Origin of the sequence: Bradyrhizobium sp. 1(2017) (assembly GCF_011602485.2) — a bacterium.
Taxonomy (GTDB): Bacteria; Pseudomonadota; Alphaproteobacteria; order Rhizobiales; family Xanthobacteraceae; genus Bradyrhizobium.
The window spans coordinates 5,124,294-5,141,338 of record NZ_CP050022.2; the positions used below are offsets into that span (position 1 = coordinate 5,124,294).

At 65.8% G+C, this 17,045-nt stretch carries 14 protein-coding genes; 7 read left to right on the forward strand and 7 right to left on the reverse strand.

Annotated elements, in window-relative coordinates:
- Positions 1–89: 89 nt before the first annotated feature.
- Positions 90–1,262 carry an MFS transporter gene (locus HAP40_RS24415; protein ID WP_166815341.1) on the reverse strand — a complete coding sequence of 391 codons (1,173 nt, stop codon included), beginning with the start codon at positions 1,260–1,262 and terminating at the stop codon, positions 90–92.
- A gap of 184 nt (positions 1,263–1,446) precedes the next feature.
- Between HAP40_RS24415 and thrS the strand changes: the two genes are divergently transcribed.
- From thrS to HAP40_RS24430, 3 genes are all read left to right on the forward strand, one after another.
- Positions 1,447–3,489 carry a threonine--tRNA ligase gene (gene thrS / locus HAP40_RS24420; RefSeq protein ID WP_166815340.1) on the forward strand — a complete coding sequence of 681 codons (2,043 nt, stop codon included), beginning with the start codon at positions 1,447–1,449 and terminating at the stop codon, positions 3,487–3,489.
- 93 nt (positions 3,490–3,582) lie between these two features.
- Entirely contained in the window at positions 3,583–4,146 is a 564-nt protein-coding gene (locus HAP40_RS24425; protein WP_166815339.1) for a nitroreductase family protein, read from the forward strand.
- A 63-nt stretch (positions 4,147–4,209) separates the two neighbouring features.
- Positions 4,210–5,478 carry a serine hydrolase domain-containing protein gene (locus tag HAP40_RS24430; RefSeq protein WP_166815338.1) on the forward strand — a complete coding sequence of 423 codons (1,269 nt, stop codon included), beginning with the start codon at positions 4,210–4,212 and terminating at the stop codon, positions 5,476–5,478.
- Here the strand turns inward: HAP40_RS24430 and HAP40_RS24435 are convergent.
- The 3 genes from HAP40_RS24435 to HAP40_RS24445 form a co-directional block, all read right to left on the reverse strand.
- Positions 5,464–7,926 (reverse strand): putative bifunctional diguanylate cyclase/phosphodiesterase, encoded by a 2,463-nt coding sequence (locus HAP40_RS24435; protein ID WP_166815337.1) that lies wholly within the window; start codon positions 7,924–7,926, stop codon positions 5,464–5,466. The genes HAP40_RS24430 and HAP40_RS24435 overlap by 15 nt on opposite strands.
- A 1,289-nt stretch (positions 7,927–9,215) precedes the next feature.
- The gene (locus HAP40_RS24440) at positions 9,216–9,449 is read right to left on the reverse strand and encodes a hypothetical protein (protein WP_246557080.1); all 234 of its coding nucleotides are present in this window, start codon (positions 9,447–9,449) and stop codon (positions 9,216–9,218) included.
- A gap of 355 nt (positions 9,450–9,804) precedes the next feature.
- Entirely contained in the window at positions 9,805–10,878 is a 1,074-nt protein-coding gene (locus tag HAP40_RS24445; protein WP_166815336.1) for a hypothetical protein, read from the reverse strand.
- Positions 10,879–11,111: 233 nt separating this feature from the next.
- On the opposite strand from HAP40_RS24445, the gene HAP40_RS24450 reads away from it, so the two are divergent.
- Positions 11,112–12,152 carry a patatin-like phospholipase family protein gene (locus HAP40_RS24450; RefSeq protein ID WP_166815335.1) on the forward strand — a complete coding sequence of 347 codons (1,041 nt, stop codon included), beginning with the start codon at positions 11,112–11,114 and terminating at the stop codon, positions 12,150–12,152.
- Positions 12,153–12,159: 7 nt separating this feature from the next.
- Here HAP40_RS24450 and HAP40_RS24455 read toward each other — a convergent pair whose 3' ends face one another.
- Both HAP40_RS24455 and HAP40_RS24460 read right to left on the reverse strand, forming a co-directional pair.
- Entirely contained in the window at positions 12,160–12,588 is a 429-nt protein-coding gene (locus HAP40_RS24455; protein WP_166815334.1) for a CBS domain-containing protein, read from the reverse strand.
- A 190-nt stretch (positions 12,589–12,778) separates the two neighbouring features.
- Positions 12,779–13,597 carry a rhomboid family intramembrane serine protease gene (locus HAP40_RS24460; RefSeq protein ID WP_166815333.1) on the reverse strand — a complete coding sequence of 273 codons (819 nt, stop codon included), beginning with the start codon at positions 13,595–13,597 and terminating at the stop codon, positions 12,779–12,781.
- 450 nt (positions 13,598–14,047) lie between these two features.
- Here HAP40_RS24460 and HAP40_RS24465 point away from each other — a divergent pair, with 450 nt between their 5' ends.
- Together HAP40_RS24465 and HAP40_RS24470 are read left to right on the forward strand one after the other, a co-directional pair.
- Positions 14,048–14,602 (forward strand): PAS domain-containing protein, encoded by a 555-nt coding sequence (locus HAP40_RS24465; protein WP_166815332.1) that lies wholly within the window; start codon positions 14,048–14,050, stop codon positions 14,600–14,602.
- A gap of 138 nt (positions 14,603–14,740) precedes the next feature.
- The gene (locus HAP40_RS24470; protein ID WP_166815331.1) at positions 14,741–15,871 is read left to right on the forward strand and encodes a DJ-1/PfpI family protein; all 1,131 of its coding nucleotides are present in this window, start codon (positions 14,741–14,743) and stop codon (positions 15,869–15,871) included.
- Between the two features lie 69 nt (positions 15,872–15,940).
- Here HAP40_RS24470 and HAP40_RS24475 read toward each other — a convergent pair whose 3' ends face one another.
- Entirely contained in the window at positions 15,941–16,330 is a 390-nt protein-coding gene (locus HAP40_RS24475) for a hypothetical protein (RefSeq protein WP_166815330.1), read from the reverse strand.
- 146 nt (positions 16,331–16,476) lie between these two features.
- Here HAP40_RS24475 and HAP40_RS24480 point away from each other — a divergent pair, with 146 nt between their 5' ends.
- Positions 16,477–16,983, forward strand: coding sequence for a GNAT family N-acetyltransferase (locus HAP40_RS24480; protein ID WP_166819383.1), 507 nt, complete (start codon positions 16,477–16,479; stop codon positions 16,981–16,983).
- Positions 16,984–17,045: the final 62 nt, after the last annotated feature.

Below are 17,045 nucleotides of genomic sequence, written 5' to 3' on the forward strand. Positions count from 1 at the left end.
CAGTCAACTCTCTCTGGTCCCCATGACCGGCGTTCTAGCGCCCTCACGCGCGGTTTGCCAAGCACCTTGCGCACAGGAAACCGCGGGATTCAGGCCGGTGCGGCAGCAGCCGGCCGGGGCCGGGTCAGAACCACCAGGATCAGCGCCGATACGACGAAAGCGACCGCCACGAAGCCGAGCGTGTGCAGGAGCTCGCGGGCGAACAGCAGTCCGCCAATGGCCGAGCCGACCGCCTGGCCGATATAGAGGACGGACGTGTTGAGTGCGACGGTCGCCGATGCCAGCGATGGCGCGGCCGCGACCAGCCGCACCTGCTGCATCGAATTGGTCGAGGCAAAACCGAGGCCCCAGACCGCGACCGCGCCCGCCATCAAGACGAGCGTACCGGCGCCGAACGCCCAGCCCGTGATGCCCGCAAGCAGCAGGGAGGTGAACAGCAGCGAGGTGCGATAAGGTCCCGAGGTGTCGACGATGCGGGTCGCGACGGCGACGCCGAGAAAGCCGCAGACGCCGTAGAGCGCGAACACCATGCCGATGGCATTGGGGCCGGCGCCGGTGAGCTTGTTGAGCAGCGGGCCCATATAGGTGAACACCACGAACTGCCCGGACATTTGCAGCATGGTGATCGCAAGCAGGAGCAGGATGGTCTTGCTCCGGCCGACCGCGGCCCAGGTCGTGATGTCCACCGGCGTGCCCTTGAGGTTCGCCGGCAGGCGCAGCATCAAGAGCAGGACGCTGATGCAACCGAGCGCGCCGATCTCGCCATACGCCGCGCGCCAGCCATAGCGGCTGGCGATGAAGGTGATCAGCGGCAGGCCGACGGCGGCAGCGAGTGACCAGCCGAGGAAGATGTAGGCGATGGTGCTGCCGCGCCGCTCGACCGGCACGATCAGCGCCGCCGTGCCCGCGGCCTGCGGCGTATAGAGCGCGCCGACCGCGAGCATCACCAGACGGATCGCAAGCAGGGTCGCATAGTCGGGTGCAAAGGCCGAAGCGAGATTGCCGACGGCAAGCACGGCCAGGGTCGTCGTGAGCAGCGTCCGCCGTTCAATCCGGCTGGTGAGCCAAGCCGTCAGCGGCGAGCCGATGCACAGCGTGATCGCACCGAAGGTGATCAGGAGCCCGGCCGCATGGATGCTGACATCGAGCCCGGTCGCCAATTCCGGCAGCATGCCCGCCGGCGCCAGCACCGAGCAGCCGGTGACGATGTTGCCGAGCATCAGGGCGGTTGGCGCGAAGCGGGCAGCGCGGGGATTTTCCATGCAAACGCATGTAGGCGCACGGCTGGCCAATGAAAGAGCCTCGGCGAAATAGTTGGCACCGCCACCCGGCTCTGCGCGCGAATTTTCTTGGAAATGCCCGATTGCGCAGGCCGAATCCCCTGATATATCGCTCGTTCCCGCTTACCTGCGCTCGTTCGCAGGAGTGAGCCTCAGGAGTACAGCAATGACCGACCAGCCCAAATCCGAGTCCGGCTTCCAGTACAGCCTCTCCAATTTGAAGCCCGTGACCCCTGCCGCCAAGATCACCCTCACCTTCCCCGACGGTGCCCAGCGCCAGTTCGACAAGAGCATCACCGGCCTCGAAATCGCCAAGGGCATCTCGCCGTCGCTGGCCAAGCGCACGGTCGCGATGGCGCTCGACGGCGTCGTCACCGATCTCAACGACCCCATCGAGGACGACGCGAAGATCGAGTTCGTCAATCGCGACGATCCCCGCGCGCTCGAGCTGATCCGCCACGACTGCGCGCACGTGCTGGCCGAAGCCGTGCAGTCGCTGTGGCCGGGCACCCAGGTCACCATCGGCCCTGTGATCGAGAACGGCTTCTACTACGACTTCTTCCGCAACGAGCCGTTCACCCCGGAAGACTTTGCCGCGATCGAGAAGAAGATGCGCGAGATCATCGCGCGCGACCAGCCTTTCACCAAGGAGGTTTGGGATCGCGAGAAGACCAAGCAGGTGTTCCGCGACAAGGGCGAGGCCTTCAAGGTCGAGCTGGTCGATGCCATTCCCGGCACCGAGCCGATCAAGATCTACTATCAGGGCGACTGGTTCGATCTCTGCCGCGGCCCGCACATGACCTCGACCGGCAAGGTCGGCAATGCCTTCAAGCTGATGAAGGTGGCCGGCGCCTATTGGCGCGGCGACAGCAACAATCCGATGCTGACCCGCATCTACGGTACGGCCTTCGCGAAGCAGGAAGACCTCGACGGCTACCTCAAGCAGATCGAGGAAGCGGAAAAACGCGACCATCGCAAGCTCGGGCGGGAGCTCGACCTTTTCCACTTCCAGGAGGAAGGCCCGGGCGTCGTGTTCTGGCACCCCAAGGGCTGGACCGTCTTCCAGCAGCTGATCGCCTATATGCGCCGCCGCCTGACCGGCGACTACAGCGAGGTCAATGCGCCGCAGATCCTCGACAAGGCGCTGTGGGAGACCTCGGGCCATTGGGGCTGGTATCGCGAGAACATGTTCGCGGCGCAGTCGGCCGGCGACGAGGCCGAGGACAAGCGCTGGTTCGCGCTCAAGCCCATGAACTGCCCCGGTCACGTGCAGATCTTCAAGCACGGCCTGAAGAGCTATCGCGACCTGCCGCTGCGCCTCGCCGAATTCGGCGTGGTGCACCGCTACGAGCCCTCCGGTGCCATGCACGGGTTGATGCGCGTGCGCGGCTTCACCCAGGACGATGCCCACATCTTCTGCACCGAGGACCAGCTCGCCGAGGAATGCCTGAAGATCAACGACCTGATCCTGTCGACCTATGCCGATTTCGGCTTCACCGGCGATCTCACCGTGAAACTGTCGACCCGGCCGGATAAACGCGTCGGCACGGACGAGATGTGGGACCATGCCGAGCGGGTGATGGCCACGGTGCTGCGCGAGATCCAGACGCAGAGCAACCACATCAAGACCGAGATCAATCCCGGCGAAGGCGCCTTCTACGGGCCGAAGTTCGAATATGTGCTGCGCGACGCCATCGGCCGCGACTGGCAGTGCGGCACCACGCAGGTCGACTTCAACCTGCCGGAGCGGTTCGGCGCGTTCTACATCGACCATGACGGCGGCAAGAAGCCGCCGGTGATGGTGCATCGCGCGATCTGCGGCTCGATGGAGCGCTATATCGGCATCCTGATCGAGCACTATGCCGGCAACTTCCCGCTCTGGCTGTCGCCGGTGCAGGCGGTGGTCACCACCATCACCTCGGAGGGCGACGAATATGCCAAGGTGGTGCTGGAGCAGGCGCGCCGCGCAGGTCTTCGGGTCGAGATCGACCTGCGCAACGAAAAGATCAACTACAAGGTCCGCGAGCACTCGCTGGCCAAGATCCCGGCGCTGCTCGTGGTCGGCAAGAAGGAGGCCGAGTCGCAGTCGGTCTCCGTCCGCCGCCTCGGCAGCGACGGCCAGAAGGTGATGACAACGGCCGAGGCGATCGCCGCCCTGGTCGACGAGGCCACCCCGCCGGACGTCCGGCGGGCCCGCGGCGCCGCCTGATCCCTTAAATCGATCTAAGTTCGCTTCCGGTTGCGGGCGTGCATGCCTATCTCGGGTCTGCACGCCCGCCGACCAGCTGAAGAGGATATCGCAGTGCCCGACGCCATCGAACTCCTGAAGACCCGCCGCTCGGTCAAGCCGCGCGAGATGACCGGGCCCGGCCCTTCCGCAGCCGAGCTCGAGACGATCCTCACCATCGGCGCCCGCGTGCCTGATCATGGCAAGCTGGCGCCCTGGCGCTTCATCGTCTTCGAGGGCGACGCCCGCCAGCGCGCCGGCGAGGTGATCGCAAAGGTCTTCGCCCGGAAGAATCCCGGCGCGCCCGCCGCCGACGTCGAAACCGAGCGCAAGCGTCTCCTGGACGCGCCGCTGGTGATCGGCATCGTCAGCTTCACCAAGCCGCATCCCAAGGTGCCGGCCTTCGAGCAGGAATTGTCGGCCGGCGCCAGCGCCATGAACATCGTCACGGCCGCCACCGCCCTCGGCTACGGCGCCTGCTGGCTGACCGGCTGGTTTTCGTTTGACCGCGACGTGCTCGACGGGCTCGGCCTCAAGCCGGACGAGAAGCTCGCCGGCTTCATCCATATCGGCACGCCGACCAAGCCGAGCGAGGACCGCCCGCGGCCGTTCCTTTCGGAAATCGTGACGCGTTTTTAATCGATGCCTTGTTGACGCCTTTGGCGTGTTGCGGCTTTGATCCCGCCCAGGGAGGAAGCCCGGATGAGACGGCGTGAATTTCTGCTCGGAGCCGCGATGCTCGCGGGCTCGATGGCGCGAGGCAGCGCCGCGGACATCCCCGCCCCCTCGCCCGATGGGCTCGACCGCATCACGGCCTATTTCGACAACGAGGTGGGAAGCGGCCGGCTGCCGGGTGCAGTGATCCTGGTCCAGCAGCACGGCAAGCCGGTCTACCTCAAGACCTTCGGCGTGCGCGACGTCACGACCGGCCTTGCCATGACGCCGGACACGATCTTCGCCATCCACTCGATGACCAAGCCGATCACGTGCCTCGGCGCGATGATGCTGATCGACGAGGGCAAGCTCGCGCTGACCGATCCCGTGTCGAAATACGTCCCTCTCTTCGCCGACACCAAGGTGGGCCTGGAGATCACCAAGCTGGACGGCAAGCTGGAGCTCGACCTCGTCCCGCCGGTCCGTCCGGTCAACATCGAGGACCTGCTGCGGCACACCTCGGGCATCAGCTACGATTATATCGGCGGCAAATGGGTCGAGCAGGCCTACAAGGCCGCCAATATCTTCGAAGGTGCCTTCAACAACAGGGAGTTCGCCGACCGCATCGCCCGGCTTCCGCTCGCGCGGCAGCCGGGAACGTTGTGGCGATACGGCCATTCCACCGACGTGCTCGGCAGCATCATCGAGATCATTTCGGGCCAGACGCTCTACGCCTTCCTGAAAGCACGCATCTTCGATCCGCTCGGCATGACCAGCACCAAGTTCGCGCTGGCGACGGAGGACGAGCTCGCGCGGATGGCGCGGCCGCTGCCGAACGATTTCATCCTGCTCGCCGCCGAGCGCGAGCGCCTCGACCATCCCGAATGGCAGTCCGGCGGCGGCGGGCTGCTCTCGACCATCACCGACTACCAACGCTTCTCGCAGATGCTGCTCAATGGCGGCGAGTTCGAGGGCAGGCGCTATTTGAGCCCCGCCGCGTTCAAGGCCATGACGACCGATCACATCGGACCCGGATCGGGCGTCGGACGCGACTATTTCTATTTTCCGGGCGACGGCTTCGGCTATGGCTATGGCCTTGCGGTGCGAACCGATCCCGGCAACGCCAAACCGCCGCCGCCGGGTTCGCTCGGCGAGCTGAAATGGGACAGTGGCAGCGGCACCTATTTCGGCGTCGATCCCAAGCTCGACATGGTCTACCTCATGATGCAGCAGACCCAGAACGAGCGCAGCCGCATCACGCCCGCGTTCAAAGCCCTGGTCTACGATTGCTACCCGCCTGCGCTACGCCGCCCGTGAGGCGCGCTCGCCGAAATCGGCGAGCAGCCTTGCGATCTCGGCGGCGGGCCGCGCCGCGCTGAACAGGAAGCCTTGCACCTCGTTGCAGCCTTCGGCGCGCAGCCAGTCGAGCTGATCCTCGGTCTCGACCCCTTCTGCCGTCGTGGTGATGTTGAGGCTGCGGCCGAGCCCGGAGATCGCGCGCACGATCGCGCTGCAATCGGGCCGCTGCGCCCGGTCCTTGACGAAGGAACGGTCGATCTTGATCTTGTCGAAGGGGAAGCTGCGCAGATAGCTCAGGCTCGAATAGCCAGTGCCGAAATCATCCATGGAGATGGCGACGCCGAGCTCGCGCAGCTGATGCAGGATGGCGAGGTTGGCCTCGGTCTCGGCTAGGAAGATCGACTCGGTGATCTCGAGCTCCAGCCGCTTCGGTGACAGGCCGGACTGCGCCAGGGCCGAGATCACGACTTGAACCAGATTGCGGCTGCGGAATTGCGCGGGCGAGAGATTGACCGCGACCTTGATGTCGACCGGCCATTTGACGGCCTCGGCGCAGGCCTCGCGCAGCACCCATTCGCCGAGCTGGGTGATCAGACCGATGTCCTCGGCCACCGGAATGAACTCGGCCGGCGAGATCATGCCCTTGTCTGGATGACGCCAGCGCAGCAGCGACTCGAAGCCGGAGATGCGATCGGAGGCGATCGACACCAGCGGCTGGTAGTGCAGCTCGAACTCGGCGTTGGCAAAGGCGCGGCGCAGGTCGAGCTCCATGTCGCGGCGCTTCTGCGCCAGGAGATCCATCTCGCGCTCGAAGAAATGGTGCACGCCGCCGCCGTCGGACTTGGCACGGTAAAGCGCCATGTCGGCATTACGCATCAGCTCTTCCGACGTCGTGCCGTCACCCGGTGACAGCGCGATGCCGATGCTGGCGCCGATCACCATCTCCTGGCCATCGATGTCATAGGGCGCCTTCAGCATGTCGATCAGCAGGGCCGCGCAAGCGCTGGCCTCGTTCGGCGAGACGTCGGCCGCCAGGATGACGGCGAACTCGTCGCCGCCGAGCCGGGCCGCGAGATTGGCACCGCGGACCGCGACGGTCAGGCGTTCGGCGACTTGCTTGAGCAGGCGGTCGCCCGCGGGATGCCCGAAGGAATCGTTGATGTTCTTGAACAGGTCGAGATCGACGTAGAGCACGCCGACGCGCTTTCCGCCGGCCTGGTCGAGCGCCTGTTTCAGCCGCTGCTGGAAATATTCGCGGTTCGGCAGGTCGGTGAGCCCGTCATGATGGGCCATGTGGGCGATCCGCGCCTCGGCCTTTCGGCGCTCGGTGATGTCGACCACCGCGACCAGATAACCATCGCGATCGTCGAAGGCGACGCGGCGGCCGAAGGTGAGCACCTCGATCTCGCTGCCGTCGGCGCGCAGGTGTCGCCAGTTGCGCGAGGAATGATAGGTCTCGCCGACGCGTTCGAGCGCCTCGGCGTGGCTCTCCCATTCGTCCTCGGGCCAGATCTCGTGCAGCTTCATGCGCAGGAAGGTGGCGCGACTGTAACCGTAATGCTGGACCGCGGCGTCGTTGACGTTGAGGAATTGCTTGGTCTCGGCATCGAACACCCACATCGGCATCGGATTGTTGTCGAACAAGAGGCGGAACGAGGCGTCGCGCCGCTTCAACGCGGTGACGTCGGAAATCGTCAGCGAGACCACGTCGGCGAAGGCGGTGGCGCCGAGGCGAAGATGTCGTCCGTCGGTCTCGATCTCGAGCTGCTCGCCGCGGCCGCCCGAGACGGCCTTGAGCAGGAAGTCCATGATCTCGGGCGCGGCCAGCAGCGTGCTGCCCTCGCCGATCCGCCGCCACAACAGGCTTCCGGTCGCGGCCTTCAGCAGCGCGCCCGCGCTCTTGTTGTGGTGCACGATCTGGAGATCGAACGGCTTGCCCGCGGCATCGCGCAACGTTGCCAGCGAGACCACCGCGTCATCGGTCGCGGAGAAGATCGCGTCGAGGAGATTATATTGCGTCCCGCGCTCGTTGACGTAGGCGCCGACCAGCGTGGCGCCCCAGCGCGAGGCCGTCGGCAGCGCCAGCACATCGTAGGTCCTGACCATGCCGTCGCGCACGCAATGCGCGCTCGCGCGATGCGGCCGCCCCGTTGCGAGCGCGATGGCCGCGGCTTCCGTCAGCGCCGTGGCGCAGTCGGGCGACAGCTCTGCGACGGGAATGTCCCAGCGCTCCTCGCCGAGCCATTTCTGCACGTAACGTCCGCTGCGCGACAGTTCGAGCGCGCTGTCACCCCTGAGCAGCGCGATATGGTCGGCGAGCCGGCCGAGGCTGCCGAGCATCACGTCCTCGTAGCGAGGCAGCCGTTCGCCCGGCTTCAGTGCGGCATGCCATTTGCGCTGAAGCACCGGTACGTCATCGAACATTTCGGCGGCCGGTTTCCCCGACACTTTCTTCGCGGCAGTCATGGCAGTCCCCAACGCACTTTCCCGGCGCATCCAATGCGGGGGCACTTAACGGCCTGTAAAGAGCGCGCCGGCGCGAGTTCCGTTCGGTGATTATGACAGTTTTAAGTCAGGTGGTGGTTAGCGGGCATTAGAGACTATGACGGTTGTGCAAACTGCATCGCAGCGCGCGATGACGCAGTGTAGCGCGACGTTCACCTCTCCGGTGTCCCGGACGCGCTGCAACGCGCAGGCGTTGCTGCGCAGCGTCCGGGGCACGAGAGCGGGAGGCTGGCGCGAAACTGCTTCCACATCGTCATTGCGAGCGTAGCAACTTGTTCGCCAAAACCTTGGCGAAGGCGGAAGCAATCGAGAATCCCGCGGCGGAGGCAGTCTGGATTGCTTCGTCGCAAGGGCTTCTCGCAATGACGGAGTGTGAGGTGACGACATCGTCTCCTCTCGTGTCCCGGACGCGCTGCAACGCGCAGGCGTTGCGGCGCAGAGCCGGGACCCAGGCAGCCGCGCCCTCGCTGAAGCATGGCCCCGGCTCTGCAGCGCATCACGTCGTGCTGCGCAGCGTCCGGGGCACGAGATTGTTGTTCAACGATAAACATGGCTGCTCAACCTCGCGGCGCATTTCGCCCGAGCTTTGCTTCGTCGCCTCACCCTCGATTGAAAGAGGGCGCAGGGAAGACCGGGAGCCGGTTGGCTCCCATGGACCGCCATGCCAGATGCAGACTGCGTGTGCTTCATGCATCGCGGAGAACAGGGCAACCAGGACATCCCGGCCTTCCCTGCGCGGTGGTTGGAACGGCTTATGTCGTGCTCTCCCCGGGGAGCGATGCACTATTGCCCCCGTCGCCCTGCGGATGGCTGATGCCGCGAACCCGGTCGGGCCGCGACCTCACCGCAAGACTTGGCGCACAGGACCCCGGGCGCCAGGACGACACGATTTGGCCGTACGCGGATCACGCCTGTCATTGGCGCGCCGCTTTCGCTCACGGTTTCCCGCCCTGCGAAGCGCTTCGCGCCGACGTCACCCACGTCCACCGCCGCCCGGTCCGCGTTCGAGACGATCGCGATACGCCCCTCTTCCTTGGACCGGAGTGCGCGCACTATCCGCCAATTCCGAATTTCGGTAAAGAAGAATATTTTCGACGGTGTGCGTTGACCCAGTGCTGGCGTGTTTTGCCCGACCGGCAACGCAAGAACTTGTAGGTGGGATGAGCGAAGCGACAACCGGCATCGCATCCGCGGACAAGGCGGCCCGGATTGCGCTGCGCTCCATCCGGGTTACGCAGCCATAAACGCCGCTAATCCCCGCTCGAGGCCGCGGAGCGCTTGTGCAGATAGGCCTGCGACAACAGAAAGAACAACGCGCGCTCGCCTTGATATTTGGCGGACGGCCGGGTGCGCTCGAAGCCGTCGGCGAATATCTTGCCGGAGTGGTCGCTGACTTGCCAACGCCAGCCGAACCGCTTGCGTCTGGTGAGGATGACTTCGAACATGCCGACGGGCTTGGTCCCCTGCTCCTGCCGGTCTCGCAAGGCGTGCGCCTGCTCCGGCCTCCCCCGTTAGACGGTTGCTCGACATATAACGCAGCAGGATGGAAAGCGAATAAAATTGATGATCGGAAATAGGTATCTTCCACCAACTATGATGAACACGCAGAGCGTGGAATAAGCTTTCCCCACTGGTGTTTCTTCACGTCCCAAAGCCACCTGGGCACGTGACGTGGCGCATTCGAAGCAGAATACAGGGCCTGTCCCGGAGCCTTGTGTTACTGGCAAACATAACGGCGCGCACGACGGTAATAGAGGACGGACGTTCGTGCGCAGAATGAGAATTCTGTTCCGGAAAACGGTTCGGCGTTGCAACGCGGGCCGCGCCGCCGCTGGAGCGCTACCGCGCGACGACCTCGACTTCGCCGTCGACACCGTTCACGACGTTGAAGCCGCGCTCGTAGACCTTGCCCTCGTTCTTGGCGATGGCGCGGTATTCGCCTTCGGAGAGCACGACGCGCGGGAAGGCGCCGATCGATTCCTTGATGACGTCGCCGCCGGGGGTGATCACCGACCAGGCGGTGTTGGCGAGCGCCTCGCCGCCCCTGTCGCTGACTAGCTTGAGCGTGATCACGGCGGCGCGGTGGGTGATGGTGACGTCGGTGAGCTTGCCGGCCTGGACGCGGATGTCCGAGCGCACCACCGAATTGGCGTCGCCATAGTTGGAGATGATGTAATAGGTGCCCTCCGGGATCAGCACGACGTCGCCGGCGGCGACGTTGGGCACCAGCGAGGCGCGCTCGCCGGATTCGAACTGGCTGCCCTTGTAGATCGCGAACGAGATCTGGTTCTGCGGAATGCGGCTGGTGCCGACGCGGCCCTCGATGCGCAGGCCCCCCGCGGGCAGCACGAACGATTCGCGGTCGGTCTCCGCCTTCAGGCTGACGGTGCGCACCGCGCTGACGAGGCCGAAGGCGACGTGCACGACGTAATTGCCGGGCGGCAGCACGATGTTGGGCGTGGCGCTGCGGTCCTCGCGGATCAGCTTGAAGGTGCCGTTCTCGTCCGGGCGGTCGGCGAACACGCGCCAGACCAGGCCGCTGGTGATCGCGGGAGAATCCTTGCCGTATTTCGCGGTCAGCGACAGCACGCCCTGGCCGGGCACGGCCGCATTGAGCGGTGCCGCGGGCGGCACGGTCGTAACCGCGGGCGGCGGCATGCTGGGCGTCGCCGGCTGCATCAGGGTCGGCGGCAGGCTCGGCGGGCCTGCGCCCGGCCCGGAGGGCGGAGCCAGATTGATGGCGCCGCCGGGATCGGGCACCGACGCGGGGGGCACCGGCGGCGGACGGTCGGAGAATAGCTGGGCCCGCGCGGCGTTTTGGCCTGAGACCACGAGGCAGGCGGCAAGCATCAGCGCCGGCAGCAGCCGAACGCCGCGCCGCCATCCGATGATGCCGTCACCCCCGCGTGTCATGCCCCTGCTTTTCACCGAAAACGCGGCAAATTCAAGCCTCGGAACCCCCAACAAATACGGTTCTGGGGAACCCGATTGACGCCTGCGTGATTGAGCCGACGACAACCGGCCCTCGCCACACTACTGCCCCCTGCGTCCCAAACGGTATAAACCATGGTTCGCCCTCGTTATGGCGGAGCGGACGTACGGCGCCTACTCTGGTGGGAGTGCTGGCTCGGGGTAGGAGAGTATCGGTGCTGGATATATTGAAGGGGCGGAGCGCCAGCGGCTCAAATAACGAGAAGGTTGGCGAAAAGGTCGGCTTGGGCAGCACCCGCCGGCCCGTCATCGGCCTCGCCCTCGGCGGCGGCGCAGCGCGCGGCTTCGCCCATATCGGGATTCTGAGAACGCTGATTGCCAACGGCATCGTGCCCGACGTCGTGGTAGGCACCTCCATTGGCGCCGTGGTCGGCGGCCTCCATGCGGCTGGCCGGCTCGATACGTTCGAGGAGTGGGGGCGCAGCCTGCAAGGCATGCGCAACATCCTTGGCTATCTCGATATCCGCCTCAACGGCTCCGGCCTGCTCGGCGGCGAGAAGCTGGCAACCCGTCTCGAGGCGGCGGTCGGACAGGCCCTGATCGAGGACCTTCCGATCAAGTTTGCGAGCGTCGCGACCGAGGTTCGGACCGGCCACGAGATCTGGCTGACGCGCGGCCGCGTGGTCGACGCGATGCGCGCCTCCTATGCGCTACCCGGCATCTTCGCGCCCATGCTGATCGGCGACCGCTGGCTGGTCGACGGCGCCCTGGTCAATCCGGTGCCGGTCTCCGCCGCCCGCGCGCTCGGCGCCGAAATCGTCATCGCCGCAAATCTTTCCAGCGACATCTTCACCCATTCCACGACGATCTATTCGCACGGCGCGCTGCCCGCGCCGGTCGCCGCCGTGCCCGAGGAAGCGACGGTCAAGCGGCGCTTCCCGCGGCTGTTCTCGCCTGAGAAGACCATGAAACGCGAGTTCTTCGGCGGCGGCGGACGGCCCGGCATCTCCTCGGTGATGGTGGATGCCTTCAACATCATGCAGGACCGCATCACCCGCGCCCGCCTTGCCGGCGATCCGCCCGACCTGTTGATCACACCGCGGGTCGGTCAGTTCGGCTGGTTCGACTTTCACCGCTCCGAGGACCTGATCGCGCATGGCACGCGCGCGGCCGAGCGCGCGCTGGAATCGATCCAGGAAGCCATCCACGTGCTGGCGCCGCCGCCCGAAGGCGCCGCGCCGACGGCAGACACGTAAGATCCGCTCAGGCGGTCTTGATGTAGTCGCGCAGGGCTTCCTGCTCGGACTCGTATTCCTGAACGCGACGCTTGACGATGTCGCCGATCGAGATCAGGCCGACCACCTTGCCGTTGTCGATCACGGGCAGATGGCGGAACTTGCCGGAGGTCATCATCTCCATGAGCTCGGCGACCGTATCGGTCTCCTTGCAGGTGACGACCTTGCGGGTCATGACCTGAGCGACCGGCTCTTCCAGCACGCCGGCGCCGCGCTCGCCGAGCACGCGGACGATGTCGCGCTCGGACAGGATGCCTTCGAGCCGGCTCTGGTTCATCACCAGCACCGCGCCGATCTTCTTCTCGCCGAGCAGCCTGATCGCGTCCGACAGCTTGACGTCGGGCTCGACGCTCATGATCTGGTGGCCCTTGGTGTTGAGAATGGAACGTACCGTCATTGTGGCCTCCCTGAATCGGAGCCGTCCGCCTCTTGGGCGGTCGGGACTTGTTCTCGAGTCTTCAACTAACAGTTTCAGCGCCGGTTTCACGCTCGTGCGCTTGTCGAAGCGCTGCCTCTATGGGCCTGCTGCTTCGAAACATTCTTCGCGGCAATGATGGATGAATTCGGGCGGCGTCGCAAGCGAAGCTTCAAATACGGTCTGAAACGTCCCGTGATGACGCATCCGCAGCATCGCTTCGCACCCGCGGCACGGGATCGAACAGCGCGAACAGCAGCAATCCTGCGAAGAAGCCGCCGATATGCGCCTGCCAGGCCACGCTGGTGGTTTCGGAGTCGATGCCGATCGCGCCGACGCCGAAGATGATGTTGACGCCGAACCACACCGCGAGGAAGGCGACCACCCGCCCGTCGCGCAGCGCGCGCAGCAGCGGCAGCGCCGGAACCTTTGCGGCGGTATCGGCATCCGAACGGCTGAACGACAGGAAGCTGCCGCGGGCGAACGCGAAGCGGATCGCCGCTGCCATGGCACCCGACACCGAGGCCGAGGCGCCGATCATCGGCGCCACTGCATGCTCATGGGTGACGAGATGGGCGAGCGCGCCGGCCGCCGCCGTCACCGCCATGAACACGAAGAACCTGACGGCGCCGAACCGCCGCGCCAGGGCGCTGCCGAACGGCAGCAGCCACAGCACGTTGAAGCCGAGATGGGTCAGATTGGCGTGCAGCAGCGAATAGGTGACGAAGGTCCAGACCTTTGCACCCGCCCCGCCCGGGATCTGCAGGTTGAGCAGCGAAGAATCGTAGCGTTTCGGGATGAAGCCGAAGACGTCGATGGTCCAGTTCTCGATCTCCGGCGGCAGCAGCACCCGCAGATGGATCAAAGCGAGCAGAGCGATATAGGCGGTCAGCGCCGCAGGCAGCGTCAGGATCGGCTCGCGCGGAGCCTCCTCATGGACGGCCGGCAGATCCGGAGACTGCTGCGGCGGAGAATTTGGCGGGGAATCCAAGGCAGCTTCGCTTTCAGCGCGATCGGAGCGACATATTGGAGATAGTCGCCTTTGCCGGCCTTGCGCAAGTGCACAAAAGGAAAAGGCAGGGCCCTGGGGAGCCCTGCCTGTCCATGTCGGTCTTCCGGTACTGCAAGGAAATAAGGTGTATCCCCACCCCTCCCCGCGGCCCGTGACCAAACTGTTTGACGCCCTGTGTACAGGCCTCGCCGAGAACCTGGAAAACCGGCGGGGCTTGCGACCGCGGTCACCATAGCAGCGGGGCTGCCGGCGGGAAGCGCATAGTTAATTTAACGTTAACGACGCAAAGACAGCTCCCGGGGGGCCTAAAACGCCCTCGCGGCATGGACGCTGCAAATCCCCTCCTGCACAACAACCGAAGGGATCGCGGGTGCACTGAAGCGGGACAGCTTTGTCCCGCGGGGTTGCACCCCGGGTTAGCGTTCAGTCATGAAACATTCGTCGAGCCGCGAGTTCTTCGCGTATTGGGACAAGAAGCGCGGCACGGCGCGGGCGCCCGATCGGGCCGACATCGATCCGGCCGCGGTCCGCGACCTGCTCGGCGACATCTTCGTGCTGTCCTGCGAGCCAAGTCTCGGCTTCCCGTTCCGCGTCGCCGGCACGCGCGTCTGCGCGCTGGCCGGGAGCGACCTCAAGGACCGGAGCTTTGCGGCGCTGTTCACCCAGGAAAGCCGCGGCGAGATCGAGGAGATCACCACGATCGTCGCCGACGAAACGCTGGGTGCGATTGCCGGCGTCACCGCCGCGCGCGAGGACGGCAGCAAGGCGCATCTCGAGCTGCTGCTGCTCCCCTTCAACGCCCGCCCGCATACGCCCGTCAGTGTGACCGGCGTGCTCGCACCGTTCGACGACGAATGCGGGGCGCTCGGTGCCTTCACCCTCACCTCCTGGCGCTATCTGCATCAGCCGGAGAAACTGCTGCCGCGCGCGATCCGCAAACTGCAGATCGCCCGCGGGCTGATGGTGTATGAGGGCCTGCGCTAGAGTTCGAGAGCGCAGGCGGTGATCGTGTGATGGATCGTCGCGCGGCATGACCGTTTTTGCCGGATTTGCGTCATTCCTGAAGTCGCTCCGACCGGATAGCTTCCGCGCCGCGTGAGACGACGAGCGGGTGACATCATCATGAGCTGGCGCATTCTGGCATGGGCCGCCCTCGGCAGCCTGGCATTGCTCGTGGCGATCGGCGGAACCTGGCTGCTGCTGCTTCCCGGCGCACCGGCATCGGGAACCGCGCCCGCGATATCCAGCGACGAAGCCGAGGCGACGCTGGCCGCATTGAAGCCGCCGAAACGAAAGCGCCCCCTGATCGCCATCGTCGGCATCAACGACATGAGCGAGACCACCGACTATCTGATGCCCTACGGCATCCTCGCCCGCGCCGACGTCGCCGACGTCCTCACTCTGGCGACGCAACCGGGGCCCGTCACGCTTTATCCCGCGCTGAAGGTGCAGCCGCACGCGACGATCGCCGAGTTCGATGCGGCGCATCCCGACGGCGCCGACTACGTCATCGTGCCCGCGATGAGCCGCGACGACGCAGCCGTCTTGCAATGGATCAGGAGCCAGGCCGGCAAGGGCGCGATCGTGATCGGTGTCTGCGTCGGCGCCACGGTCGTTGCCAATACCGGGCTGCTCGACGGCAAGCGGGCCACGACGCATTGGTATTCCGTTCGCGATCTGCAGAAGCATGCGACGATCCGCTATGCGCCGGACCGCAGACTGGTCGTCGACCAGGGCGTCGCAACGACCACCGGCATCACCGCATCCATGCCGATGGCCCTCACCCTGATCGAGGCGATCGCCGGACGGGCGAAGGCCGAGGCGGTCGCCCGTGACATCGGGCTTGCGGCGTGGGATGCGCGCCACCGCAGCGGCGCGTTCAGCTTCACGCGCCCCTTCGCGCTGACGGCAATCGCGAACACGCTCGCATTCTGGAACCGCGAGCAGCTCGGCATCGCGCTGACGCCCGAGATCGACGAGGTCTCGCTCGCGCTGATCGCCGACGCGTGGTCGCGGACCTATCGCTCGCGCGCCCTCACCTTCGCCGCCACGCCGCAGGCGCAGAGGAGCCGCGGAGGCCTCGGCATCCTGCCGGACCGGATCGCCGACGATTGGCCGGCGAGGCAGGCGTTGCCGCGCGCCGTCACCTCACCGCCGGCTCAAGCGCTGGACGAAACGCTCCGCGCAATCGAAACACGCTATGGATCGGGCACGGCCGACTTCGTGGCGATGCAGCTGGAATATCCGAGATAGCCGGTCGCGATGCCGAGCCGGCGCGCCGCTGCATCGACATCAGCGGCGCGCCGGTGCCACAAGAGTTCGTTACGGCATCGCCAGATGCCATGCCCCGTTCAGGAAGCCGTCGCCGGTGACGTCGCCGGGCTTCTGGTCCTTGGCGAAAGTGTAAAGCGGCTTGCCCTTGTAGGCCCACTGCCGGGAGCCGTCATCGCGCGCGATGATGGTGTAGCCGTCGCCGGCGGCGTCGCTCGCCTCGGCCTTCAGCACCGGCCAGTTCGTCGCGCATGGACCGTTGCAGGCGGACTTTCCGTCCGCATCCTTGTCGAAGGTGTAGAGCGTCATGCCCTTGGCGTCGGTCAGCACGGTGCCCTTGTCGGTCTTGCCGGTCTTGGTCGGCGGCGCCGCGAAGGCCGCGGGAACGATCGCGAGCGAAATGGCGAGCGTGAACGCGAGGCGGATCGGGGTCGTGGTCATTGTCACTCCTGTCATGCAATTGGCCTGCAAGGGTAGGACGCCGCGCGAGGCGTGGTATTCCCAAGACGGCGGCAGGGATATTTTTCGCTACGCGCACCGTCGCGGCGGAATAAACTGCAATGAACGAGACGGAACGACAGACCGACATGAGCAAGCCGCATTGGCGTCCCGCACGCGCCTCCGACCTTGCCGCGATCAGCGCGATCGCGGGGCGCATCCACCCTGACCTGTTCGAGCGCACTGAAGTGCTCGCGGAAAAGATGCAGCTTTGTCCCGGTGGATGCCGTGTGCTCGCCGCAGCAGACGCCATCGTCGGCTATGGGCTTGCCCATCCCTGGAAGCAGCATCGCATTCCGCCGCTCGACGGCTTCCTCGGAAGCTTGCCCGACGATGCGGACTGCCTCTACGTGCACGATGTCGCGGTGCTGCCCGATGCCCGCGGCGGGGTCGCGCGGGCTTATGTCGCGACGATCGAGCAACTCGCACGCACTTCGCGCATCGCGGCGCTCGCGCTGGTCTCGGTCTATGACGCGCTGCCGCTATGGGAGCGTTTCGGCTTCCGGCCCGTCACGACCGATGCGGAATTGCGCGCGAAGCTCGCCTCTTATGGCGAGGGCGCGACCTACATGCTTCGCGATCTCGTCGCGACCTGACGCCCCTTCCCGGTCGCGGCTCACGCGGGCGTGAAGCCGCCCGCTCGAACCGGCTTCAGCCG